Origin of the sequence: Streptomyces sp. NPDC002698 (assembly GCF_042888945.1) — a bacterium.
Taxonomy (GTDB): Bacteria; Actinomycetota; Actinomycetes; order Streptomycetales; family Streptomycetaceae; genus Streptomyces.
Genome location: NZ_JBIAQM010000010.1, coordinates 246,459 through 270,714 on the forward strand (window position 1 = coordinate 246,459; position 24,256 = coordinate 270,714).

The 24,256-nt window shown below is 72.3% G+C and carries 20 protein-coding genes and 1 pseudogene; 15 read left to right on the top strand and 6 right to left on the bottom strand.

Translation table 11 applies throughout. From position 1 onward, the window contains the following. Positions 1 to 127: 127 nt before the first annotated feature. The gene (locus ACFYW9_RS17405; RefSeq protein ID WP_389150584.1) at positions 128 to 1,456 is read left to right on the top strand and encodes an MATE family efflux transporter; all 1,329 of its coding nucleotides are present in this window, start codon (positions 128 to 130) and stop codon (positions 1,454 to 1,456) included. Here the strand turns inward: ACFYW9_RS17405 and ACFYW9_RS17410 are convergent. Further along, positions 1,417 to 2,622 carry a glycosyltransferase 87 family protein gene (locus tag ACFYW9_RS17410; protein ID WP_389150587.1) on the bottom strand — a complete coding sequence of 402 codons (1,206 nt, stop codon included), beginning with the start codon at positions 2,620 to 2,622 and terminating at the stop codon, positions 1,417 to 1,419. The genes ACFYW9_RS17405 and ACFYW9_RS17410 overlap by 40 nt on opposite strands. A 181-nt stretch (positions 2,623 to 2,803) precedes the next feature. Between ACFYW9_RS17410 and ACFYW9_RS17415 the strand changes: the two genes are divergently transcribed. Then, positions 2,804 to 3,946: a glycosyltransferase family 4 protein gene (locus ACFYW9_RS17415; RefSeq protein ID WP_351867581.1), complete on the top strand. Its 1,143-nt coding sequence runs from the start codon at positions 2,804 to 2,806 to the stop codon at positions 3,944 to 3,946. Positions 3,947 to 4,261: 315 nt separating this feature from the next. On the opposite strand, the gene ACFYW9_RS17420 is transcribed toward ACFYW9_RS17415, so the two are convergent. Then, positions 4,262 to 6,058, bottom strand: a complete 1,797-nt coding sequence (locus ACFYW9_RS17420) for an AMP-dependent synthetase/ligase (protein WP_329299221.1) — start codon at positions 6,056 to 6,058, stop codon at positions 4,262 to 4,264. A 338-nt stretch (positions 6,059 to 6,396) separates the two neighbouring features. On the opposite strand from ACFYW9_RS17420, the gene ACFYW9_RS17425 reads away from it, so the two are divergent. The 6 genes from ACFYW9_RS17425 (at position 6,397) to ACFYW9_RS17450 (ending at position 12,079) form a co-directional block, all read left to right on the top strand. After that, positions 6,397 to 7,152, top strand: a complete 756-nt coding sequence (locus ACFYW9_RS17425; RefSeq protein ID WP_389150640.1) for a metallophosphoesterase — start codon at positions 6,397 to 6,399, stop codon at positions 7,150 to 7,152. Between the two features lie 123 nt (positions 7,153 to 7,275). Next, positions 7,276 to 7,716 (top strand): SRPBCC family protein, encoded by a 441-nt coding sequence (locus ACFYW9_RS17430; protein WP_351867575.1) that lies wholly within the window; start codon positions 7,276 to 7,278, stop codon positions 7,714 to 7,716. 504 nt (positions 7,717 to 8,220) lie between these two features. After that, positions 8,221 to 9,390, top strand: coding sequence for an ArsA-related P-loop ATPase (locus ACFYW9_RS17435; protein ID WP_351867574.1), 1,170 nt, complete (start codon positions 8,221 to 8,223; stop codon positions 9,388 to 9,390). A 110-nt stretch (positions 9,391 to 9,500) separates the two neighbouring features. After that, positions 9,501 to 9,986, top strand: a complete 486-nt coding sequence (locus ACFYW9_RS17440; RefSeq protein WP_389150594.1) for a DUF5304 domain-containing protein — start codon at positions 9,501 to 9,503, stop codon at positions 9,984 to 9,986. Between the two features lie 54 nt (positions 9,987 to 10,040). Beyond that, positions 10,041 to 10,994: an ROK family glucokinase gene (locus ACFYW9_RS17445; protein ID WP_037623263.1), complete on the top strand. Its 954-nt coding sequence runs from the start codon at positions 10,041 to 10,043 to the stop codon at positions 10,992 to 10,994. Positions 10,995 to 11,317: 323 nt separating this feature from the next. Further along, positions 11,318 to 12,079: an endonuclease/exonuclease/phosphatase family protein gene (locus ACFYW9_RS17450; RefSeq protein WP_389150598.1), complete on the top strand. Its 762-nt coding sequence runs from the start codon at positions 11,318 to 11,320 to the stop codon at positions 12,077 to 12,079. Between the two features lie 81 nt (positions 12,080 to 12,160). On the opposite strand, the gene ACFYW9_RS17455 is transcribed toward ACFYW9_RS17450, so the two are convergent. Together ACFYW9_RS17455 and ACFYW9_RS17460 are read right to left on the bottom strand one after the other, a co-directional pair. Then, positions 12,161 to 12,934, bottom strand: a complete 774-nt coding sequence (locus ACFYW9_RS17455) for a hypothetical protein (RefSeq protein ID WP_389150601.1) — start codon at positions 12,932 to 12,934, stop codon at positions 12,161 to 12,163. After that, the gene (locus ACFYW9_RS17460) at positions 12,927 to 13,736 is read right to left on the bottom strand and encodes an alpha/beta fold hydrolase (RefSeq protein WP_351867560.1); all 810 of its coding nucleotides are present in this window, start codon (positions 13,734 to 13,736) and stop codon (positions 12,927 to 12,929) included. The genes ACFYW9_RS17455 and ACFYW9_RS17460 overlap by 8 nt, the downstream gene beginning before the upstream one ends. A 161-nt stretch (positions 13,737 to 13,897) precedes the next feature. Here ACFYW9_RS17460 and ACFYW9_RS17465 point away from each other — a divergent pair. The 5 genes and pseudogenes from ACFYW9_RS17465 to ACFYW9_RS17485 all read left to right on the top strand — a co-directional run. Next, a pseudogene (locus tag ACFYW9_RS17465) lies at positions 13,898 to 14,686 on the top strand (lysophospholipid acyltransferase family protein); the annotation flags it as partial. 277 nt (positions 14,687 to 14,963) lie between these two features. Further along, a complete protein-coding gene (gene macS / locus ACFYW9_RS17470) occupies positions 14,964 to 16,187 on the top strand; it encodes a MacS family sensor histidine kinase (RefSeq protein WP_389150605.1) in 1,224 nt (407 codons plus the stop codon). 73 nt (positions 16,188 to 16,260) lie between these two features. Beyond that, on the top strand, positions 16,261 to 16,908 hold the full coding sequence (locus ACFYW9_RS17475; protein ID WP_328458478.1) for a response regulator transcription factor: 648 nt from the start codon (positions 16,261 to 16,263) through the stop codon (positions 16,906 to 16,908). Between the two features lie 141 nt (positions 16,909 to 17,049). Next, the gene (locus ACFYW9_RS17480) at positions 17,050 to 18,078 is read left to right on the top strand and encodes a 6-phosphofructokinase (protein WP_351867551.1); all 1,029 of its coding nucleotides are present in this window, start codon (positions 17,050 to 17,052) and stop codon (positions 18,076 to 18,078) included. A gap of 79 nt (positions 18,079 to 18,157) precedes the next feature. Then, positions 18,158 to 19,153 carry a 2-hydroxyacid dehydrogenase gene (locus ACFYW9_RS17485; RefSeq protein ID WP_389150610.1) on the top strand — a complete coding sequence of 332 codons (996 nt, stop codon included), beginning with the start codon at positions 18,158 to 18,160 and terminating at the stop codon, positions 19,151 to 19,153. Here the strand turns inward: ACFYW9_RS17485 and ACFYW9_RS17490 are convergent. Both ACFYW9_RS17490 and ACFYW9_RS17495 read right to left on the bottom strand, forming a co-directional pair. Beyond that, entirely contained in the window at positions 19,105 to 21,006 is a 1,902-nt protein-coding gene (locus ACFYW9_RS17490) for an anthranilate synthase family protein (protein ID WP_389150613.1), read from the bottom strand. The genes ACFYW9_RS17485 and ACFYW9_RS17490 overlap by 49 nt on opposite strands. A gap of 109 nt (positions 21,007 to 21,115) precedes the next feature. Then, a complete protein-coding gene (locus ACFYW9_RS17495) occupies positions 21,116 to 21,172 on the bottom strand; it encodes a trp operon leader peptide (RefSeq protein ID WP_351867684.1) in 57 nt (18 codons plus the stop codon). A 125-nt stretch (positions 21,173 to 21,297) separates the two neighbouring features. Between ACFYW9_RS17495 and ACFYW9_RS17500 the strand changes: the two genes are divergently transcribed. Continuing rightward, positions 21,298 to 22,515 carry a glycoside hydrolase domain-containing protein gene (locus ACFYW9_RS17500; protein WP_351867543.1) on the top strand — a complete coding sequence of 406 codons (1,218 nt, stop codon included), beginning with the start codon at positions 21,298 to 21,300 and terminating at the stop codon, positions 22,513 to 22,515. A gap of 210 nt (positions 22,516 to 22,725) precedes the next feature. Continuing rightward, the gene (locus ACFYW9_RS17505) at positions 22,726 to 24,078 is read left to right on the top strand and encodes a class II 3-deoxy-7-phosphoheptulonate synthase (protein ID WP_351867540.1); all 1,353 of its coding nucleotides are present in this window, start codon (positions 22,726 to 22,728) and stop codon (positions 24,076 to 24,078) included. Positions 24,079 to 24,256: the final 178 nt, after the last annotated feature.

Here is a 24,256-nt window from a genome sequence, read left to right on the forward strand (position 1 = left end):
CCCTTCCTTCGTGGACGCCGACGGCCCGCGAGGTCGGCGCGTCCGGGTGGTTGCGGGGTGCACCCACCCATGGTACCTCTTATCGAGCTACCTCTAATCGAGGTAGCTCGTATCGAGGGGGCCTTCGTTGGACGCGCATCGCAAGCAGCTCATGGCACTCGCCCACCCCGTCTACCTCTCGCTGCTCGCCTCCGTCGCCGCCGGAATCATCAACACCGTCTGGGTCTCCCGGCTCGGCCGTGACGCCGTGGCCGCCGTCGCCGTCGCGACGAACACCGAGAACGTGCTGCTCGGCGTCGCCCTGGTCTTCGCCTCCGGCACCACCGTCCTGGTCGCGCACGCGCGGGGCGCCCGCGACCCGGGAGCGGTCCGGGCGGCCGTCCGCGGAGGCTGGGCGCTGTGCGCCGCCGTCACACCGGTGATCGCCCTGGGCGGCTTCCTGCTGCGCGAGCCGCTGGCCCGGCTGGTCCTCGGCGGCGACGGACGCGCGCTGACCCTCGCCGTCCAGTACTTCGCCGTCTCCCTGCCCGGCATCGCCGTCTTCTTCGCGCAGAACCTCGTCGACGGCATCCTCAAGGGCGCCGGCGACACCCGCACCCCGATGCGCCTCGCCCTGCTGGCCAACGGCCTGATCCTCGTCCTCGACCCGCTTCTCATCCACGCGTACGGCGTCCGGGGTGCCGCCCTCTCGACCGTGCTGTGCCGCTCGGTGGCCCTCGTCGCGGGCCTGCGCGCCCTGCGCCGCGACACCCTGCTGTCGAAGGCGGCCCGCGCGACGCCGGCCGAGGGCACCGGCGCGGCCCTGCGCCGGTGTCTCACCACCGGGCTGCCCATGTCCGCCGACTTCACCGTGCGGCAGGGCGGCGCCCTGGTCCTGGTCGCGATCGTTGCCCGCCTGGGGACCACGGCGGTGGCCGCCTACGCGATCGCCTACAAGGTCATGTACGTCGCCACCATGGCGTTCTACTCGGTCCGGCAGGCCGCCTCGATCCACACCGCGCACAGCCGGGGCGCGGGGCGTGACGAGCGCGGCGCCATCGGACGGCAGGCCGTCCTCGTCTCGGGGACCGCCGGCCTGTTCGCCGCGGGACTGCTCGGGGCCCTGGCTCCCTGGATCATGCGGGCCTTCGGCGCCGGCCCCGGGGTCGCCCACGACGGCGTGCTGTTCCTGCGCTGCGTCGGCCCCTACCTGCTGCTGATGGCCTGCTTCATCGCCCTCGGCGGGGTCTTCGAGGGCAGTGGGGGAGCGCCCGTGCTGCTGCGGGTGACGCTGACCGGCACGGCGGTCCAGCTGCCCCTCGCCCTCGCCCTGTCCGGACTGGGGCTGCCGGGCATCTGTCTGGCCCTCGCGCTGTCCATGACGGTGCAGTGCGCGGCCCTGTGGCTGTGGGCCCGGCGGAGCGCGCGGACCGGGCGTCAGGAGGACGCCAGGGTCTCCTTGGCTCGGGCGGCCTGAGCGGGGAGATCCGGCGCCGGCCGGGAGACCGTGGAGCGCCACAGCTCCCGGGCGGCCAGCACCGAGGCGGCCACCAGCAGGCCGTTGCGCAGCACCAGGAGGGTGATGCCGAGGTCCGTGCTGTCGACGACGTCGCCGAACCAGGTCGGGAACTCCAGCACCGTCACGAAGCACGCGACCAGCACCAGGAAGGCGGGCAGCACCATCCGGCTCGCCCGGAAGCACAGGCAGACCGCGGCGATCCCGACGAGCCACACCAGATACTGCGGGCTGATGACCCGGCTGGTCGCGGTGAACATCAGGACGGCGACGAACGCCGCGTCGGCGAGCGTGTGCGACAGGAACCGCTTGACGCACAGCCGCCACAGCAGCAGCCAGCCGAAGGCGAACCCGGTGAGGACCAGGGCCGCCGTGCTCACCACGTCGACGTAGGGGCCGACGAACTCCACCGAGCCGTAGTTGAGCAGCACCCGACCGTTCCAGCCGTGGTGCCTGGCCACGTGGAAGACGAGGGAGCCGAGCGACTCGACCTCGGTGCCACGGTCGCGCTGGAAGGTCAGGAAGGCGAACGCGCCCGGCATCGTCGCGAAGAACACCGCCGCGACCCCGGTCGCCGTCCCCGCCGCCCAGGCCCAGGACCGCCGGCGCACGGCGCCGAGCAGCAGCAGGACCGGCCAGACCTTCACCATCGCGCCGAAGCCCGTGAGGAAGCCCATCACCCGGGGGTGGCGGGAGCCGGCGAGCAGCGCGGCGACCGCGACGGCCGTCACCATCACGTCGTAGCGGGCGTACACGGTCGGGCCGAGCAGCGGAACCCCGATCATCCACACCCAGGCACCCCGCACGCTCTTGCCCGAGCGTGAGCCCGCGTACAGGAGCAGCCCGAACACCACCAGGTCGGCGACGAAGGCCAGCACGAAGAAGGCGTGCGCGTAGTCGAGGAAGGGCAGCAGGGCGGGCGAGAGGATCGCGAGGGAGGCGGCCGGCGGGTACTGCCAGGTGACGTCGTGCAGCGGGAACCGGCCGTCCTGCAGGACCTCGTACCAGCCGTGGTAGATCACGGAGACGTCGCTGGTGACGTCCGGGCCGGGGAAGACGTACACCTTGGCCACGAAGAGCAGCAGCGCCAGCCTGGTCAGGCCCCAGATCGCCAGCAGTGCGGTCATGGCGAAGGGGAACCTCGCGCTCCGTGCCCCGGTCATGCCCACCTGGCCCTCATCGTCCGGAATCCGCGTGTGTCTCGCCGCCGCGCTGTTCGCGGCCCCAGGGTGACCCACCGGTCTGTGTACGAGCCGTCAAGCGCGGCCGTGCGGAGCTGTGAGTATAGGTTCGGTACTGTCGAACACGATGCACAAGACCCTGATCGTGACGAACGACTTCCCGCCCCGCCCCGGCGGCATCCAGGCCTTTCTGCACAACATGGCGCTGCGCCTGGATCCCGGGCGGATCGTCGTCTACGCCTCGACCTGGAAGCGCGGCCACGAGGGTGCCGAGGCGACCGCCGCGTTCGACGCCGAGCAGCCCTTCACCGTCGTACGGGACCGTACGACCATGCTGCTTCCGACGCCGGGCGCCACCCGGCGGGCGGTCGGCCTGCTGCGTGAACACGGCTGTACGTCGGTGTGGTTCGGGGCGGCGGCGCCGCTCGGCCTGATGGCGCCGGCCCTGCGCAGAGCGGGCGCGACCCGCCTCGTGGCGACCACGCACGGCCACGAGGCCGGCTGGGCCCAGCTTCCCGCCGCCCGCACGCTGCTGCGCCGGATCGGAGAGTCCACCGACACGATCACCCACCTCGGGGAGTACACGCGCTCGCGGATCGCCTCCGCGCTGACCCCCGAGGCGGCCGCGCGCATGGTGCGCCTGCCGCCCGGCGTCGACGAGCGGACCTTCCACCCCGGCTCGGGCGGCGACGAGGTCAGGGCCCGCCTCGGCCTCACCGACCGGCCGGTCGTCGTCTGCGTCTCCCGTCTGGTCCCGCGCAAGGGCCAGGACACCCTCGTCCTCGCGATGCCGCGGATCCTGGCCAAGGAGCCGGACGCGGTGCTGCTGATCGTCGGGGGCGGGCCGTACGAGAAGGAGCTGCGCAAGCTCGTGCACGAGACCGGGGTCGCGGACTCGGTCCGGTTCACCGGGGCGGTGCCCTGGTCGGAACTGCCCGCGCACTACGGGGCCGGGGACGTGTTCGCGATGCCGTGCCGGACCCGCAGGGGCGGACTCGACGTCGAGGGGCTCGGCATCGTCTACCTGGAGGCGTCGGCGACGGGCCTTCCGGTGGTGGCCGGCGACTCGGGGGGCGCGCCCGACGCCGTGCTCGACGGCGAGACGGGCTGGGTCGTCCGCGGCGGCTCCGCCGAGGACGCGGCCGACCGCATCGTCACCCTGCTCGGCGACCCCGAACTCCGCCGCCGCATGGGAGAACGCGGCCGGGCCTGGGTCGAGGAGAACTGGCGCTGGGACCTCCTGGCGGAACGCCTCCGGGAGCTGCTCTAGCGGTACCGGGCCCGCCCGCGGGGCTGCCGCTTGCCGCCCGCCTGCGCCTGCGGGCCGCGCAGTTCCCCGCGCCCCTGAACGGCCCCCTGGCGGGCGCCCGTCAGGGCGCGCTCAGGGGCGCGGGAAACTGCGCGAGCAACCACGACGAGCCTCCCGCCCGGGACGAACCCCACCCCCACGGCGGGATCCGGACCCCCTCACCCGCACCCCGCACCCCGCACCCCGCACCCAGGAACGGAAACGGCTCGGCCCCCTCCAGCGAAGGGGGCCGAGCCGTGAAGTTCCCGGCCGGGGTGGAACCCGGCCGCTCGGGCATCAGCCCCGATAAAGTGCCTCGATCTCGTTCGCGTAGTCCTTCGCCACCACATTCCGCTTCAGCTTCAGCGACGGCGTCAGGTGCCCCGACTCCTCGGTGAACTGGTGGTCGAGGATACGGAACTTGCGGACCGACTCGGCCTTGGACACCGCGGCGTTGCCGTCGTCGATCGCGTCCTGGATGGCGGCGGCCAGGTCCGCGTCCTCGCGCAGCGAGGCCGCGGTGGAGCCGGCCGGCTTCCCGTGCTCCGCGGCCCAGCGGGCCAGGAACTCCTCGTCGACCGTGACCAGCGCGCCGACGAACGGCCGCCCGTCGCCGACCACCATGCACTCCGCGACCAGCGCGTGCGCCCGGATACGGTCCTCTATCACGGCCGGAGCGACGTTCTTGCCGCCCGCCGTGACGATGATCTCCTTCTTGCGGCCGGTGATGCGGAGGTAGCCGTCCTCGTCGAGGGTGCCGATGTCACCGGTGTGGAACCAGCCGTCGGCGAGCGCCTCGGCGGTGGCGGCCTCGTTGTTCCAGTACCCCTGGAACAGGTGCTCGCCGTGCAGCAGCACCTCGCCGTCGTCGGCGATACGGATCACGGAGCCGGGCAGCGGCTGGCCGACCGTGCCGATCTTCGTACGGTCCCACGGGTTGAAGGCCGTGGCCGCACAGGACTCGGTGAGGCCGTAGCCCTCCAGGACCGTGAAACCGATACCGCGGAAGAAGTGGCCGAGCCGCTCGCCCAGCGGGGCACCGCCGGAGATCGCGTACTCGCCGCGACCGCCGAGCACCGCGCGCAGCTTGCTGTAGACGAGCTTGTCGAACGTCTTGTACTTGATCTTCAGACCGAGGGACGGCCCCGAGGGGGTGTCCAGCGCGCGGCTGTACGCGATCGCCGTGTCCGCGGCCTTGTCGAAGATCTTGCCCTTGCCGTCCGCCTGGGCCTTGGCGCGCGCCGAGTTGTAGACCTTCTCGAAGACGCGCGGCACACCGAGGATCAGCGTCGGCCGGAACGAGGCCAGCTCGTCGGTGAGGTTCTTGATGTCCGGGACGCAGCCCAGCTTGATCGGCGCCATCATCGGCGCGACCTGCACGAGCCGCCCGAAGACGTGCGCGAGCGGGAGGAACAGCAGGACCGAGCACTCACCGGTGCGGAACAGCGGGCGCAGCCGCTCCACGATGTTGCCGCACTCCGCGAAGAAGGCCCGGTGGGTCAGGACGCAGCCCTTGGGGCGGCCGGTGGTCCCGGAGGTGTAGACGATGGTCGCCGGGTCGTCCGCCTTCGCGAACGAGCTGCGCTCCTCGACGGTGGCGTCACTGACGTCCGCGCCCAGGCGCCCCAGCTCCTCGACGCCGCCGGCCTCGATCTGCCAGACGTGTTCGAGGGCGGGCAGCCGGTCCCGTACCGACTCGACGCAGGCCGCGTGCGCGGGCAGTTCCACGATGCAGGCGGTGGCGCCGGAGTCGCCGAGGATCCACTGCACCTGCTCGGGGGAGCTGGTCTCGTACACCGGCACGGTGATGGCGCCGGCGCTCCAGATCGCGAAGTCGAGCAGCGTCCACTCGTAGCGGGTACGGGACATCAGGCCGACCCGGTCACCGGGCCGCACGCCCGAGGCGATCAGGCCCTTGGCCGCGGTCAGCACCTCGGCGAGGAAGGTGGTGGCGCTGACGTCCGTCCAGGTGCCGCCCACCTTGCGGGCGATCACGGCTACGTCGGGATGCTGCGCGGCGTTTCTGCGGACGATGTCGGTGAGATTTCCGTCCGCAGGGACCTCGTACAAAGCCGGAAGGCTGAACTCGCGCAAGACTGCTGCTCCTCATAGGGCGCCGGCGCCACGACTCTGTGTGATGCGACGGTGCGGTCCAAGGCTCGGGCAAGTACTCAAGAGATCACTTGTTGAAATCCTGAGTACGACTGGACTGCCCGGACGTTACCCGCCGGTATGGGGTCTTCGACAGGGGGTCCCGGCGAGATGTTCCATGCGTCACACGTGGTGGCGTTCCTGCGCGCACAGTAGTCCACGCCCTTCCGCGCGTGCCAGTAATCGCAGGTCCGGCCGCCTCTGTTCACGTTTGCCGCACCGGCCTACGCTTGATCGTCATGGCATCCACACCGGTCGGCCGTCCCAGGACGCGTATTCATGTGGTCAGCGACGTGCACGGCAACGCCCGCGACCTGGCGCGGGCCGGCGACGGCGCCGACGCTCTGATCTGCCTCGGTGACCTGGTCCTCTTCCTCGACTACGCCGACCACGCGCGCGGCATCTTCCCGGACCTCTTCGGCGTGGAGAACGCCGACCGCATCGTCGAGCTGCGCACCGCCCGCCGCTTCGAGGAGGCGCGCGCGTTCGGTGCCCGGCTGTGGGCGGGCATCGGCACCGACCGGGCCGCGGCGATCGAGAAGGCGGTGCGCAGGCAGTACGCCGAGATGTTCGCCGCTTTCCCGGAACCGACGTACGCGACCTACGGCAATGTCGACATGCCGGCCCTGTGGCCGGAGTACGCCGGCCCGGGCACCACCGTCCTCGACGGCGAGCGGGTCGAGATCGGCGGCCGCGTCTTCGGTTTCGTCGGAGGAGGGCTGCGGACACCGATGCGGACGCCGTACGAGATCAGCGACGAGGAGTACGCGGCCAAGATCGAGGCGGTCGGCGAGGTCGACGTGCTGTGCACGCACATCCCGCCGGAGGTGCCGGAACTCGTGTACGACACCGTGGCGCGCCGCTTCGAGCGCGGTTCCCTCGCGCTGCTGGACGCGATCCGGCGCACGCGCCCCCGTTACGCGCTCTTCGGCCACGTCCATCAGCCTCTCGTCCGCCGGATGCGTGTGGGGGCGACGGAATGCGTCAATGTGGGGCACTTCGCGGGGTCGGGCCGGCCCTGGGCGCTGGAGTGGTGACGCCGCGACGGCTCCGAGTGCCAGGTGGGGTGAGGCGTCCGTGGTCGTGCGCGGTAGCCTTCACGCTGCACACACGTGCGCACCGACCTCCCTCACCGGACCGCATCTGGAGGAGCCACCGCGATGGCGGAACACACCAGTTCGAGCATCACGATCGAGGCGGTACCGGCTGACGTCATGGCGGTGATCGCCGACTTCGCCCGGTACCCGGACTGGACGGGTGAGGTGAAGGAGGCCGAGGTCCTCAAGTCGGACGAGCTCGGCCGCGCCGAACAGGTCCGGCTCGTCATGGACGCCGGCGCCATCAAGGACGACCAGACTCTCGGTTACACCTGGACCGGCGACCACGAGGTCTCCTGGACCCTGGTGAAGTCCCAGATGCTCCGCTCGCTGGACGGCTCCTACCTCCTCAAGCCCGCGGGCGAGGGGGCCACCGAGGTCACCTACCGGCTGACCGTCGACGTCAAGATCCCGATGCTCGGCATGATCAAGCGCAAGGCCGAGAAGGTCATCATCGACCGCGCCCTGGCCGGCCTGAAGAAGCGCGTAGAGGAAACGGCCTAGTCCCCCGAGGGGGCCCACCCTCACACCCCGGCCCGGTCTGCCCGGCGTCTCATCCCGCCCCAGGTCCAGCGGCCCCCACAAGCACGTCTTCGCCCCCTCCGCCCCTACCCGTCCCACCCCTGGGGCTCCGCCCCGGACCCCGCTCCTCAAGCGCCGGAGGGGCTGAATATTGCCCCTGCACCCGAAAGGCGGCCCGGAGGGAGGCGGCCCCCTGGGGCTCCGCCCCGGACCCCGCTCCTCAAACGCCGGAGGGGCTGGATCTTCCCGGCCGGGGCTGAATACCGCACCCGCACCCAAGCGGGCGCGTACCCGCAGCCGGGATCCGGCGTGAGGGGACGTGCCGGTACATCGATGCCCGTCGCCACCGACGGCCACGCCTCACCCAACGGCGACGGGCTGATGCACCGGCACGGCCCCGACCCACCCACCGGACCGAAGCCGACCCACCCACCGGACCGGAACCCGAAAACCGCCGAGGCCACCGCACCGGTAGCGTTCACCCCCATGCGCACCATCCTGATCACCGGCCAAGGCGGCACAGGCCGTACCACCGTCGCCGCGGCCACCGCGCTGAAGGCGGCGAGGCAAGGCACCCGCACCCTGGTGCTCACCGCCGACCGCACCGACACCCTCGGCGCCGTCCTCGGCGTCCCCACCGGCCCCGACCCCGTGGAAGCCGCCCCCGGTCTCACGGCCTGGCGCCCCGACGCAGCCGCCCGCTTCCGCGACGACCTCACCGCCTTCCAGCGGCGCGCCACCACCGCCCTCGACCTCCTCGGCGCCTCCCGCCTGGACGCCGAGGAAGTCACCCCGCTCCCCGGCGCCGAGGAACTCGCCCTGCTGCGCGCCCTGCGCGACGCCGCGCTGTCGGAGGCGTACGGCCTGCTCGTCGTGGACCTGCCCCCGACCCCGCAGGCCCTCGCCCTCCTGGCGCTGCCCGAGGAACTCCGCCGCTATCTGCGCCGCCTGCTCCCGCCGGAGCGCCAGGCGGCCCGAGCCCTGCGCCCGGTCCTCGGGCGGCTCGCGGGCGTGCCCATGCCCTCCGAGTGGCTGTACGAGACCGCGGGACGCTGGGACATCGAGCTGGCCGCCGTGCAGGGCGTGGTCGAGGACCGCGCCACGACCGTACGACTGGTCGCCGAGCCCGGACCCGCCGGCACCGACGCCGTCCGTACCGCCGCCACCGCCCTCGCCCTGCGCGGACTGCCCGTCGACGGACTCGTCGCGAACCGGGTGCTGCCCGGCGCCACCAACGACGCCTGGCTGGGAGCCCTCGCGGCCCAGCAGCGCAAGGCCCTGGACGAGTGGCGGGAGACGCACACGGTCCACGAGGTCCCGCACCGCGGCCACGACCCGCGCGGCACCGACGACCTCGCCGCGCTCGCCGTGCCCGGCGTCAACACCGCGCCCACCCCCGTCGAGTGGCCCGTCGCCGACCGGCTCGCCGACGACGGCGTGCTCGTGTGGCACATTCCGCTGCCCGGCGCGATACGCGACGAACTCGACCTCATCCGGCGCGGCGACGAACTCGTCGTCACCGTCGGCCAGTTCCGCAGGATCGTCCCGCTCCCGTCCGCGCTGCGCCGCTGCACGGTGGCCGGAGCCGCGCTGCGCGAGGGCGAGCTGCGCATCCGTTTCACGCCGGATCCCGGACTGTGGCCGCGCGAGAAGTGAAGCGCCGCCGAGAACCGGCCGTACCCGATCCGGGGAGCCGGGCACGGTGAACGAGGTACCCCCGTTCGGGTAACGTCGAGAGCAAGGAAAACGTAGGCAGGAGTCCCGCCATGAGCGAAGAGCGCCCACCGTCCGACGCCGCTCAGGAGGAGACGGCCGACGAGGTGCGCGTCGAGGAAGCGCACGCCGCGGACGCCGACGCCTGGTCGACGGCCTGCGCGGAGGACCTCGCCGCGGAGCAGGCCCGTCGCCGCGCCCAGCACGGCCCGCCGCCCGGCTCGGCCGCCGAGGAACTGCGCAAACTCGTCGACGCCGTCGCCGACAAGCTCTCCGGGCTCCAGTCGCCGCTGTTCGGAGCGGTCGCCTCCGGCACCGCCCAGCAGATGGTCAGCCAGGTCGTGCAGCAGGCCAAGGCCGCCGTGGAACCGGTGCTGGAGCGCAACCCCGAGGTCTTCGACCACCTGGCGGCCGCGGGCTCGGAACTGCTCGCCGCCTACCGCTCGGCCGTCGAGAACCAGGAGCGCCGCTGGACCACTCGGGGCACAGGTTCCCGCGACGAGGAGTCCGGTCCGGGCGAACACATCGACCTGGACTAATCGCCCCTCGGGTACGGTTGGCCGTAGCGGGGCTCGACCGAAACTGAGGGATTCATGGGACTCACCATCGGCGTCGATATCGGCGGCACGAAGATCGCGGCCGGTGTGGTCGACGAGGAAGGCAATATCCTCTCGACGCACAAGGTGCCGACCCCCACCACGCCGCAGGCCATCGTGGACGCCATCGCCTCGGCCGTGGAGGGCGCGCGCGCCGGTCACGACATCGTCGGTGTCGGCATCGGTGCCGCCGGATACGTGAACCGCCAGCGCTCGACGGTCTACTTCGCGCCGAACATCGACTGGCGCAACGAACCGCTCAAGGCCGAGGTCGAGCGGCGTGTGGGCCTCCCGGTCGTCGTGGAGAACGACGCGAACGCGGCCGCCTGGGGCGAATACAAGTTCGGGGCGGGCAAGGGCCACCGCAACGTCATCTGCATCACCCTGGGCACCGGCCTCGGCGGCGGCATCATCATCGGCAACAAGCTGCGCCGCGGCCACTTCGGCGTGGCCGCGGAGTTCGGCCACATCCGGATGGTGCCGGACGGACTGCTGTGCGGCTGCGGCTCGCAGGGCTGCTGGGAGCAGTACGCCTCCGGGCGCGCCCTCGTCCGTTACGCCAAGCAGCGGGCCAACGCGACCCCGGAGGCGGCGGAGGTCCTCCTGGGTCTCGGCGACGGCACCCCCGACGGCATCGAGGGCAAGCACATCTCCATGGCCGCCCGGCAGGGCGACCACGTTGCGGTGGACTCCTACCGCGAGCTGGCCCGCTGGGCCGGCGCGGGTCTGGCCGACCTCGCCTCGCTCTTCGACCCGTCCGCCTTCATCGTCGGCGGCGGCCTCTCGGACGAGGGCGAGCTGGTCCTCGACCCGATCCGTAAGTCGTACAAGCGCTGGCTGGTCGGCGGCAACTGGCGCCCGGTCGCCGATGTGATCGCCGCCCAGCTGGGCAACAAGGCGGGTCTCGTCGGAGCGGCGGACCTGGCCCGGGAGCCCGACCCGATCATGTAGGTCCCGCACCTCTCGCACGGCAGCGCCCGCCGCACCCTCACAGGACGGCGGGCGCCGCCGTGTCCGGCCCGTCCCCGGGAGGCGTCGCCCCGCGCCTGCCGTATCCCCCGGGAGGCGCCGGACCGCCGCGCCCGCCCGACTCCACGGGATACGGCGGGCGCCCCCCGTGTCCGCCGTATCCCCCGCCCAGGCGTCCGCCTCACCCGATCGAGGGGTCCCTCGGCGTGTCAGGAACACCGCTCCACCAGCCCGGCGCCCCGTGCGGGCGAGCCATGTGGTTCTTCGGGCCTTCCGGCGGGCTCCCGGCGCGTATCTTGATCGCCATGCCGACCAGCTCCTCCGCCAGTCCGCTGCCCGCGTCCCGCACCGAATCCGACGGTTCGGCCGTCATCCGCGTGCTCAGTTACAACATCCGCTCGATGCGCGACGACACCGCCGCGCTCGCCCGGGTGATCAGCGCCTGCGCACCGGACCTCGTCCTGGTCCAGGAGGCGCCGCGCTTCTTCCGCTGGCGCAAGAAGCTCGCGCGTCTCGCCGCCGCCTCCGGCCTCGTCATCCTGTCCGGAGGCGCCACCGCCTCCGGGCCCGCGCTGCTGTGCACCCTGCGGGCCACCGTGGAGCGCACCGAGGACGTCCTGCTCCCGCTCACCCCGGGGCTGCACCGGCGGGGCTTCGCCACGGCGGCCGTGCGGTTCGGCGGAGCCCGGCTCGGCGTGCTGAGCTGCCATCTGTCGCTCCAGAAGGACGAGCGCTACGAGCAGGGCGGCCTGCTCCTCGACCGTCTCGCCGGTCTCGGCACCCCGCACGCCGTCGTGGGCGGCGACCTCAACGAACGCCCGACAGGACCGACGTTCCGCCGTCTGGCGGGCGCGCTCCAGGACGGCTGGGCGACCCGTCCCTGGGGCGGGGAGCACACCTGGACGTTCGCGGGCCCCGACCGGCGCATCGACGCCGTCTTCGCCACGCCCGGCATCGAGGTCCTCGGCTGCGGAGTGCCGCTCGGCCTGCCCGGCGTGAGCGAGGACGACCTGAGGGCGGCCACGGACCATCTGCCCGTACTGGCCGCCCTCAGAGTGCCCGCGTGATCACCCCGTCCCCGGGACGGGCCGGAACCTCCCGCCGTACCCGTACCCGTACCCGCACCCGGGGCCGGGGCGGGGTCGTGGTCAGACGACCGCGCCGCGTCCCGGGTCCTCGTGGTCCTCGTCGTCGTCCTTCATGCGCGTCACCAGGGTGGCGAAGCCGCCGAGGAAACCGCCGATGCCGAGGGTGGTGAGCCACCAGGTCATGTCCCAGCCGAACAGGACGGCCAGCAGAAGCAGCGCGGGGCCGCCGAGTACGCCGAGCCAGGCGAACTTGGCGGTCGTGTCCGCGGCGGGCAGCGGAGGCGGCTCGGGCGGAACGAAGTGGCCCTCGTCGTCCTCGTCGAAGTCGCCCTCGGACGGCTCGGGCGCGCGGTAGTCCCGCGGGCCGCCGACACCGGGGGCGAAGGCGACCGAGCTGCCGAGCGGCTTGACGACGGAGGGCAGGTCACCGGGGGAGGGCAGGTCGCCCGTGGAGGCATCCGGCTCGGACCCGGCTCCCGGATCCGGGGCGTCGTCGCCCTCGCCGTCCCCGGTGCTCCCGGAGTCGGTGTCCGGCCCGGGCTCGGGAAGTGCCAGATCCTCGACCGACCGGAACGGCCGCGAGCCGGGCGGGTCCGGCGGCTCCTCGCCGTATCCCTCGACGATCGACTTCCAGGCGGCTTCCTCGTCGAACGGCACGCTCTGTTCGTCGCCGGAGGACTCCCCGCGGGCGTCACCGGGCGACTCCTCGAGCCGCTCCCCGGCGGACTCGGTGAGCGCGTCGCCGAGGCCCTCGCCGCGAGCCCCGTCGAGCGGCTCGCCGACGGGTACGCCCTTCTCCTCCGGATCGCCGCGGTCCGCGTCGTGCTCAGCCACCGGCTGCCGTCCCTTCCTGTGGGCCCGTCCGAGCGGCGTCGGCCTCCTTGCCGGCACCGGGCGCGAGCCGGGTGACGAAGGAGTGGCTCTCCTCGAAGATCCGGTCCGCGTCCAGGTCCAACGTCGCGACGTGGTAGCTCTGTTCCAGCACGATCTCCGTCACGTCCATGGAGGACACCCGGCCGAGGATGCGCGCCGAGTCGGCGGGGGAGACCACATGGTCCTGGAGGCTGTGCAGCAGCAGGAGCGGCTGGGTGACCTGCGGCAGTTCCGCGTCCACGATCCCGCACAGCAGGCGCATCGAATGAGCGGCGTGCAGCGGCACCCGGCCGTAGCCGATCTCCTCGGAGCCCTCCTTCGCGATGTCGCTCGCGATGCCCTTCGTCGAGGGGACCAGGTGCCGCAGGACCGGCAGGAGACGGGCGGCGGGACCGTGCACCTTGTTCAGCGGGTTGACGAGCACGATGCCGTCGATGTCGTCGCCGTGCCTGGCCGCGAGCCGCAGGGCCAGCGCGCCGCCCATCGACAGCCCGAAGACGAAGACCCGCGAGCACCTCTCGCGCAGCGCGCGCAGCTCGCGGTCGACCTCCGCGTACCAGTCCTGCCAGCCGGTGACCTGCATGTCCTCCCAGCGCGTGCCGTGCCCCGGGAGCAGGGGCAGCGCGACGGTCAGACCGCGCTCGGCGAGGTACTCCGCCCAGGGGCGCAACGACTGCGGGGAGCCGGTGAAACCGTGGCAGAGAAGGACGCCGACCTCTCCGCCTTCGTGGCGGAACGGCTCGGCTCCAGGAAGGACCGGCACCTCGGTCTCCTGTTCATGAGTTGGGGCGGAAAACGACTCCGGGTCGTGCTTCACCGTACGCGACCGTACTGACACCGACCAGGGTCGTCGGGTCCTTTGACGGTGCTCCGGGTTAAGGTCTGATCCACGACACAGGAGGCACTCGGGTGATCTACGGCGCAATGAAGTTTTCCATCGGAGGGCCGCTGAAGCTCGCCTTCAGACCCTGGGTGGAAGGCCTCGAGAACATCCCCGCCGAGGGCCCGGCCATTCTGGCGAGCAATCATCTGTCGTTCTCGGACTCGTTCTTCCTGCCGGCGGTCCTCGAACGCAAGGTGACCTTCATCGCGAAGGCCGAGTACTTCACGACCCCGGGCATCAAGGGCCGGATGACGGCCGCCTTCTTCAAGGGCGTCGGCCAGCTCCCGGTGGACCGGTCCGGCGCGCGCGGCGCGGGCGAGGCGGCCATCAAGAGCGGCATAGAGGTGATCGAGCGCGGTGAGCTGTTCGGCATCTACCCGGAGGGCACGCGCTCGCCCGACGGGCGCCTCTACCGCGGCAAGCCCGGCGGTCTCGCGCGCGTGGCCCTCGCCACCGGCGCGCCCGTCATCCCGGTGGCGATGATCGACACCGAGAAGATCCAGCCTCCGGGCAAGCTGATGCCCAAGCTGATGCGTCCGGGCATCCGCATCGGCAAGCCGCTGGACTTCAGCCGCTACAGCGGCATGGAGCACGACCGGTTCGTGCTCCGCGCGGTGACCGACGAGGTCATGTACGAAATCATGAAGCTGTCCGGCCAGGAGTACGTCGACATGTACGCGACGGCCGCCAAGCGGCAGATCGCGGAGGCGGCGAAGGCCGAGAAGGACGCCGAGAAGGCGGCCAGGGCGGCACTCGCCCAGGCCGAGAAGCAGGCGGCCAGGGAACAGGCCGAGAAGCAGGCCGAAGCGCTGGGCGGGAAGCGGACCGAAGCGCTGGGCGAAGCACAGGCTGAAGCACCGCCCGAGGACCAGGCCGAGGACCGGGCCGAGGACCAGGCCGAGGACCGGCGGGCCGAGGACCGGGCCGAGGAGCAGGCCGAGGACCCGACCGGGGAGCAGGCCGAGGACCCGGCCGGGGAACGAAACGGGGATCAGGCCGGTCCTCCGGCCGGTCAGGGGGGCGTGGGGGAAGCCGGGCCGGCCGACAGGCAACGGTCCGGGTCCCAGGAGCGTCCGTAGGGACGTCGGCAGTCGGGGGGCGGGGGACATGGCCAAGCGCGAGAGAGTCATGAGGATGTCGGTCGAGCAGCCGCTGTGGCGTGCGCTGAGCGGCTACCGGGTGCTGACCGTGCTGTACGCGATCGGGCTCTTCGCCACCACGTACGACAAGTTCGCCCGCCCGTGGGTGGCCGTCGCGTTCTTCGCCTTCCTGTTCGTCTGGACGCTGGCCACGCTGCCGAGAGTCGCCGGCGCGGCCAACTGCACCAAGCGGTTCCTCGTCGCCGACCTCACCGTCGCACTGGCCGGGATCCTGCTCACCCGTGTCGCCGACTCCGCCGAGCGCATCGACGCGGGCGGCCCGACGCTGCCGTCGATATGGACGGCGGGTGCCGTCCTGGCCTTCGCGATCAAGGGCGGCTGGCGGTGGGCGGCCTTCGCCTCCACACTCGTCGCCGCGGCCAACCTCGTCGAGCGCGGAGCCCCGGCCCGGGACACCGTGCACAACGTGATTCTCGTCTGGGTCGCCTCGATCGCCATCGGTTACGTCGTCGAGGTGGCCCGCGCCTCCGAGCGCACCCTCGCCCGCGCCCTGGAGATCGAGGCGGCCACCCGCGAACGCGAGCGCCTCGCCCGGGACATCCACGACGGAGTGCTCCAGGTCCTCGCCATGGTGCAGCGGCGTGGCAGCGCGCTCGGCGGCGAGGCCGCGGAGCTCGGCCGGATGGCCGGCGAGCAGGAGGCCGCGCTGCGCACGCTGGTGTCGGGCGGCATGGTGCCCGTCTCACGGGTGTCGGAGGACGCCGCGCTCGGCGCGGTGGTCCGCGCCGTCGACGAACCCGACGACGCGGACCCCGGGGCTCCGCTCGACCTGCGCGCCCTGCTCGCCCCGTACGCCACCGCGCGCGTGACCCTCTCCGAGCCCGGCGCGCCGGTGCCGCTCGGCCCGCCCGCCGCGCGGGAGGTGGCCGCGGCCGTGGGCGCCGCCCTGGACAATGTCCGTCAGCACGTGGGCGAGGACGCCCGCGCCTGGATCCTGGTCGAGGACGAACCGGACGCCGTGATCGTGACGGTGCGCGACGACGGCCCCGGTATCCCGGAGGGACGCCTGGCCCAGGCCGAGGGCGAGGGGCGGCTCGGAGTGGCGCTGTCGATCCGCGGCAGGCTGCGCGAGCTGGGCGGGACGGCGGAGCTGATCTCCGTCCCGGGACAGGGCACCGAGGTCGAGCTGAAGGTACCGAAGGACGCGCGGGGGAAGGCGAGGACACGATGACGAAGGCGACGGTAGGGCGATGACGGGCGGGACTGCGGCGCAGCCGCGGGCGGAGGAGAGCGGCATCAGGGTCATGGTGGTGGACGACCACCCCATGTGGCGTGACGCCGTGGCCCGTGACCTGGCGGCCGCCGGGTTCGACGTGGTCGCGACCGCCGGCGACGGCGAACAGGCCGTGCGCCGCGCGCTGGCGGTGGCACCCGACGTGCTCGTCCTCGATCTGAACCTGCCCGCCAAGCCCGGCGTCCAGGTCTGCAAGGAGCTGGTCGGCGCCGATCAGTCCCTGCGCGTCCTGGTCCTGTCCGCCAGCGGAGAGCACGCCGACGTGCTGGAGGCGGTGAAGTCCGGCGCGACCGGCTACCTCCTGAAGTCGGCGTCCGCGGAGGAGCTGACCGAGGCGGTGCGCCGGACCGCCGCCGGTGACCCGGTGTTCACACCCGGCCTCGCGGGACTGGTCCTCGGCGAGTACCGCCGGCTGGCCTCGGAACCCGTCCCGGCCACGGGCGCCGACGAGCCGAGGGCCCCGCAGCTGACCGACCGTGAGACCGAGGTGCTGCGCCTGGTCGCCAAGGGCCTGAGCTACAAGCAGATCGCCGAGCGCCTGGTCATCTCCCACCGCACCGTCCAGAACCATGTGCAGAACACCCTGGGCAAGCTCCAGCTGCACAACCGGGTCGAGCTGGTCCGCTACGCCATAGAGCGCGGACTGGACGAGGCCTGACCGCCACAGATGCCGTCTTTCGGGTGATCTATTGATCAACTGGCCGACAATTCACCGGAACAGCCCTTCCGCACCATGCCGAAGTGACCTGGATCACTATTAGCGTGAGTCCGACAGCCAACCGTGGCGAAGGGACTTTCCATGCGGGTCGGAGTACTGACCGGAGGCGGCGACTGCCCCGGGCTCAACGCCGTCATCCGGGGCGTCGTCCGCAAGGGCGTGCAGGAGTACGGCTATGACTTCGTCGGCTACCGGGACGGCTGGCGGGGGCCGCTCGAAGGCGACACCGTACGGCTCGACATCCCGGCCGTGCGCGGGATCCTGCCGCGCGGCGGCACCATCCTCGGATCCTCGCGCACCAACCCCCTCAAGCAGGAGAACGGCATCCGCCGGATCAAGGAGAACCTCGTCAAGCAGGAGGTCGAGGCGCTCATCGCGATCGGCGGCGAGGACACCCTGGGCGTCGCCGCGCGGCTCGGCGACGAGTACGGCATCAACATCGTCGGCGTACCGAAGACCATCGACAACGACCTCTCCGCCACCGACTACACCTTCGGCTTCGACACGGCGGTCAACATCGCGACCGAGGCCATCGACCGCCTGCACACCACCGCCGAATCGCACATGCGCGTCCTCGTCTGCGAGGTGATGGGCCGCCACGCGGGCTGGATCGCCCTCCACTCGGGTCTGGCCGGCGGCGCGAACGTCATCCTCATCCCCGAGCAGCGCTTCGACGTGGACCAGGTCTGCGCCTGGGTGACCTCGCGCTTCAAGGCCTCGTACGCGCCGATCGTCGTCGTCGCCGAGGGCGCCATGCCCAAGGACGGCGACATGGTCCTCAAGGACGGCAGCCTGGACTCCTTCGGGCACGTGCGGCTCTCCGGTGTCGGCGAGTGGCTGGCCAAGGAGATCGAGCGGCGCACCGGCAAGGAGGCCCGCACCACGGTCCTCGGGCACGTCCAGCGCGGCGGGACGCCCAGCGCCTTCGACCGCTGGCTCGCCACCCGCTTCGGGCTGCACGCCATCGAGGCGGTCCGCGACGGCGACTTCGGCAAGATGGTGGCGCTGCGCGGCACCGACATCGTCCGTGTCCCGATCGCGGAGGCCACCGCCAGGCTGAAGACGGTCGACCCCGCCCTGTACGCGGAGGTCGGGGTGTTCTTCGGCTGAGGCGGCACCCCGCCCGCGCCTGAGCGGCACCGGGGTACGGGCCGTATATTCGGCCCGTACCCCAGCACGGGAGAGACCGGTGGAGATTCTGGCGTTCGGCGTCCAGTCCGACGAGAAGCCCCTGATCGAGAAGGTCTTCGAGGGACGCCACGAGGTCCGCTGCCTCGACGTCTTCCTCAGCGAGGACACCGCACCCATCGCCACCGGCTACGAGGCCGTGTCCACCAGCGTCAACTGCGCCCTGGGACACCGTGTCCTGCAGACCCTGGCGGCCGGCGGCACACAGCTCGTCGCCCAGCGCTCCACCGGGTTCAACAACATCGACCTCGACGTCGCCGAGCGCCTCGGGATGACGGTCGCCCGGGTCTCCTCCTACTCGCCCTACTCCGTCGCCGAGTTCGCCTGGACCCTCGGCCTGGCCGTCAACCGCCGTATCGTGCGCGCGTCCAACCGCACCCGCGACTTCGACTTCCGTCTCGAAGGGCTGATGGGCCGTGACATGCACGGCCGCACCGCGGGAGTCGTCGGCACCGGGAAGATCGGCGAGGCCTTCGCCCGGATCGCCCACGGTTTCGGCATGAAGCTCCTCGGCTGGGACATCGCCGAGAACCCGGCGTGCGTCGAGCTCGGCATGACGTACGTCTCCAAGGAGCGCCTTCTCGCCGAGTCCGACCTCGTCTCCCTGCACGTCCCGCTGATGCCGGGGACCCGGCACCTCATCGACGCCGACGCCCTGCGCATGATGAAGGACGACGCGATCCTGGTGAACTCCAGCCGGGGCGGCCTCATCGACAGCCAGGCCCTCGTCGCCCAGTTGCGCGAGGGCCGCTTCACGGGTGTCGGCCTCGACGTGTACGAGGCGGAGGCCGGACTGTTCTTCCTCGACAAGTCCCTCGAGACCGTCGAGGACGACACCCTGGCCCGCCTGGTCACCTTCCCGAACGTCCTGGTCACCTCGCACCAGGCCTACTACACCCGTGACGCGGTCGGCCAGATCGTCGACGCCACCGCCGCCAACGTCCTCGACTACACCGAGGGCCGCCGCTCGGAGAACGTGCTCGTGCCGCGCAGCTGACCCGTCAGCTCCCGCACCACGGCCGCGCCGTTCAGCGTCAGCACCGACTCCGGGTGGAACTGCACGCCCGCGAAGCCGGGACCGCGCAGCGCGTGCACCTCGCCGTTCGCGGCCCGGCTGACCTCGACGCCGTGCGCCGACAGCTCCGCCAGCGCCTCGTCGTCGCAGCGGGCCACGAAGCTGTTGTAGAAGCCGACGGTCTCGGGCCGCCCGAAGAGGTCGATGCGGGTCTGCGCGCCCTGGTACGGCACGTCCTTGCGGACGATGTCCAGCCCCAGCTCGGCCGCGATCAGCTCGTGCCCGAGGCAGACGCCGAGGACGCCGTGCCGGTGCTCACGCAGCACCTCGGCGGTCAGACCGCGCAGGAAGCGCATCTTGGGGTCCGCCGCGTCGGAGGGATCGCCGGGACCCGGGCCGAGGACCACAGGCCCCTCGTGCGCGAGGACGGTCTCGCGCAGCCCCGGTTCGTCGTACCGGCGTACCGTCACATCGAGCCCGGACGAGCGCAGGACATGCGCGAGCATCGCGGTGAAGGTGTCCTCGGCGTCCACGACCAGCGCGTGCCCGGCGAGCTCCCGGGACCGCTCCTGCATCCGCAGCCAGAACGGCGCCAGCGAGGCCCGCCGCCCGTCCAGCGACGCCCGCACCCGCGGATCGTCGCCCAGCCCCGGCCGGGCACCGTCCGGGCGCGGCCGGCCGGGCCGCACCCCCAGCGCCGCCAGCACCCCCGCCGCCTTGGCGTGTGTCTCGGCGACCTCGCCCGCCGGATCCGACCCCCGTACGAGAGTGGCGCCGACCGGCACCCGCAGCCGGCCGTCCGCGTCGATGTCGGCCGTGCGGATGAGGATCGGGGAGTCGAGGGTCTGCGCCCCGGGCCCGTCGTCCGGCCCGTCCTCCCGCCGCCGCCCGACCAGCGCCAGCGCCCCCGCGTAGTAGCCGCGCCCGCCGACCTCGTGACGCTCGATGACCCGGCAGGCGTTCTGCACGGGCGAGCCGGTGACGGTCGCCGCGAACATGGTCTCCCGCAGCACGTCCCGCACGTCCAGCGAGGAGCGGCCCCGCAACTCGTACTCGGTGTGCGCGAGATGGGCCATCTCCTTGAGCCGCGGCCCGATCACCACCCCGCCCATGTCCCCGACCGTGCACATCATCTTGAGCTCCTCGTCGACGACCATCGAGAGCTCCTCGATCTCCTTGCCGTCGGCGAGGAACGCGAGCAGGTCCTCGGGCGTCGGGCCCCCGGCCGGGTAGCGGTACGTCCCGCTGATCGGGTTCATCACGACCGTCCCGGCGGACATCCGCACGTGCACCTCCGGGCTCGCACCGACCAGCGTCCGCTCCCCGGTGTGCACGACGAACGTCCAGTACGCGCCCCGCTCCCCGACCAGCAGCCGGCGGAACAGCGCCAGGGCGTCGGCCCGCCCGAACCCCGGGATGCGGCCCTCGTACGTCCGCCGGATCACGAAGTTGGCGCCCTCGCCGCGCCCGATCTCCTCGCGCAGCACCCGCTCGACGATCCCGGAGTACTCCTCGTCGCCGACGTCGAAGCCGCCGCCCTCGACCCGTACGTCGTGGTCCGGGAGCTGGGCCAGCACCTCGGCGAGGGGCAGTTCACGGCGTTCCTCGGGGACGAGCACCGCGAGCGGGGTGCCGTCGTCGCGGACGTCGAAGCCGCGCTCCCTGATCTGCCGGAAGGGGATCAGCGCGAGACCCTCGTCGGGGATGTCGGCGAGGCGCTCCACCTCGCGCACCGGCCCCAGCAGCAGTTCGACCACGTCGTGGTCGTGGCCGGGAGTACGGCGGCGCAGCAGGGCGAAGGGACGGGGATCGGCCGGCAGGTCGAGCAGGTTCATCGGTGCGGTCCTTCTCTCGGATCGTGCATCTCGGAGAGGAACGGCCCGGGTCCGCGAACGCCGAAGGCCGCCCCTCGGGCGGCCTTCGCGAAGTCGTGTCTACGCGCAGTCAGCGGGCCGCCGGATGAGCGGTCCACCACCAGTTCTGGTTCGAATGCGCGAACATGCGCCGCACCTTACCCGACGGTGAGGGGCGGGCAACAGCGTGAAACGGTCCCGCGGGGCGTTCCGACCGTCCGGTCACCGGCCATGGATGGCCAGACAGACCGAACGCACCGAGAAACGAGAACCATGCACGCAGTCCGTTCGTCCCAGCCCCGCCGCAAGGGCGCCCGCGCCCTGACCGTGCTCCTCGCGGCGGCCGCCCTAGCCGCCGGGCCGCTCGTCCCCGCGAGCTCCGCCCCGCGCACGGGCGACACCGAGGACCTCACCCAGGTCGCCTACCGCGGCTACATCTTCACCGTCCCCGACTCCTGGCGGATCGTGGACCTGAAGAAACATCCCGACACCTGTGTCCGCTTCGACCGGCACGCCGTCTACCTCGGCACCCCCGGCACCGACCAGAACTGCCCGGCCAGGGCCAGCGGCCGTACCGAGGCGCTGCTGGTCCAGCCCGCCCCCGTGGCCCCCAGGGCCGTCACCGAGAACCCGACGGCCCGCACCTACCGGGCCACCGCCGACCGCATCGCCGTCACCGCGGCCTACGGATACGACCGCGCGCGCATCCAGGACGTCCTGAGCAGCGCCGGACTGCCCGTCGCCGCCGCCCGGCGCGAGGAACCCGCGCGGCAGCGCGCGGTGGCCCCGCTGCCGAAGGACGCGACCTCCTTCCGCGGCGAGGGCTTCGACGCCTGCACCGCCCCGAGCCAGTCGGCGATGAACGCCTGGCGCGACGACTCCCCGTACGGCGCCATCGGTGTCTACATCGGCGGCATCAACCGCGCCTGCGCCCAGCAGCACCTGACCGCCGACTGGGTGCGGACGCAGTACACGCGCGGCTGGCGGTTCTTCCCGCTGTACGTCGGCCGGCAGCCCTCCTCCGACGGCGGCAGCTGCGGAGGCGGCTGCGCGGCCATCACCAGCCCGGTGTCGCAAGGCACCGCGGGCGCCGACGACGCCGTCAAGCAGGCGGCCGCGCTGGGCTTCGGCAAGGGCACGGTGCTCTATCTCGACCTGGAGCACTACGAGCCCGGAGGCAAGGTCACCGACTCGGTGCTCGCCTACCTCCAGGCGTACACCGTGCGCCTGCACGCGCTCGGCTACCGCTCCGGCGCGTACGGCAACACCTCGTCCCTGGTGTCCGACCTGATCGCCAACAAGAGCCGCGTCACCCTGCCCGACGTGATCCACTTCGCCCGCTGGAACCGCGTGTCGAGCACGTCGGACTCCTCGATCCCCTCGACGCTGTGGAACAAGCACCAGCGCGTCCACCAGTACGTGGGCGACACGACCGAGACCCACGGCGGTGTACGGATCTCCATCGACCGTGACCGGCTCGACGTGGACTAGGACCCCGTCCCGTCCCCCGGGGGGGGGGGGGGGGGGGGGGGGGGGGGGGGGCCCCCCCCCCGCCCCCCCCCCCCCCCCGCCGGCCCCCCCGCCCCCCCCCCCCCCCCCCCCCCCCCCCCCCCGCCCGGGGAGTCACCGATCGAGCGCGGTTCGTCTCACTTGATGGGCATGTGGATGGGACGCCCGACACGACCCCGTAATGTTGTCCGGGTGACCGTGAACGCTAAGTCCAGCGCGAGCGCTGGCAACACCTGGCGAGACCTGCCCGCGGCGCAGCAGCCCGAGTACCCCGATGCCGAGGCTCTGCGCGATGTGATCGCGGAGCTCGCGTCGTATCCGCCGCTCGTCTTCGCGGGCGAGTGCGACCAGCTGCGCGCCCGGATGGCGTCCGTCGCCAAGGGAGAGGCGTTCCTTCTCCAGGGCGGCGACTGCGCCGAGGCCTTCGACGCCGTGTCGGCCGACCAGATCCGGAACAAGCTCAAGACGCTGCTCCAGATGGGCGCCGTCCTCACGTACGCCGCCTCGGTGCCGGTGGTGAAGGTCGGCCGGATCGCCGGCCAGTACTCCAAGCCCCGCTCCAAGGGCACCGAGACCCGCGACGGCGTGACCCTGCCGACGTACCGGGGCGACTCGGTCAACGGCTTCGACTTCAACGAGAAGGCCCGCATCCCGGACCCCGAGCGCCTGAAGCGGATGTACAACGCGTCCGCCTCCACGCTCAACCTGGTGCGCGCCTTCACCACCGGCGGTTACGCCGACCTGCGCCAGGTGCACGCCTGGAACCAGGACTTCGTGAAGTCGTCCCCGTCCGGCCAGCGCTACGAGCAGCTCGCGCGTGAGATCGACAACGCGATGAACTTCATGCGGGCCTGCGGCACCGACCCGGAGGAGTTCAAGACCGTCGAGTTCTACGCCTCCCACGAGGCGCTGCTCCTCGACTACGAGTCGGCGCTGACCCGCGTCGACTCGCGCACGGGCCACCTGTACGACGTCTCGGGCCACATGGTGTGGATCGGCGAGCGCACCCGTCAGCTCGACGGCGCGCACATCGAGTTCGCGTCGAAGATCCGCAACCCGATCGGGATCAAGCTGGGCCCGACGACGACGGCCGAGGAGGCGCTCCAGTACATCGAGCGCCTCGACCCGGACCGTGAGCCGGGCCGTCTCACCTTCATCGTGCGGATGGGCGCGGACAAGGTCCGCGACAAGCTGCCCGAGCTGGTCGAGAAGGTCACCGCCTCCGGTGCGACCGTGGCCTGGGTGACCGACCCGATGCACGGCAACACCTTCGAGGCCGCCTCGGGCCACAAGACCCGCCGCTTCGACGACGTGCTCGACGAGGTCAAGGGCTTCTTCGAGGTCCACAAGGGTCTCGGGACCCACCCGGGCGGCATCCATGTCGAGCTCACCGGTGACGACGTCACCGAGTGCGTGGGCGGCGGCGACGAGATCTTCGTCGACGACCTGCACCAGCGCTACGAGACGGCCTGCGACCCCCGTCTGAACCGCAGCCAGTCCCTTGACCTGGCCTTCCTCGTCGCCGAGATGTACCGCGACCAGTAGGAGATCAACAGGCGTCACGCCTGTTACGGGCACCTGTGGTGGGGGGGGGGGGGGGGGGGGGGGGGGGGGGGGGGCGCCGCCCGGGGGGGGGGGGGGGGGGGGGGGGGGGGGGGGGGGGGGGGGCGCCGAGGGGGGGGGGGGGGGGGGGCGCGCCGGCGGGGGGGGGGGGGGGGCCCCC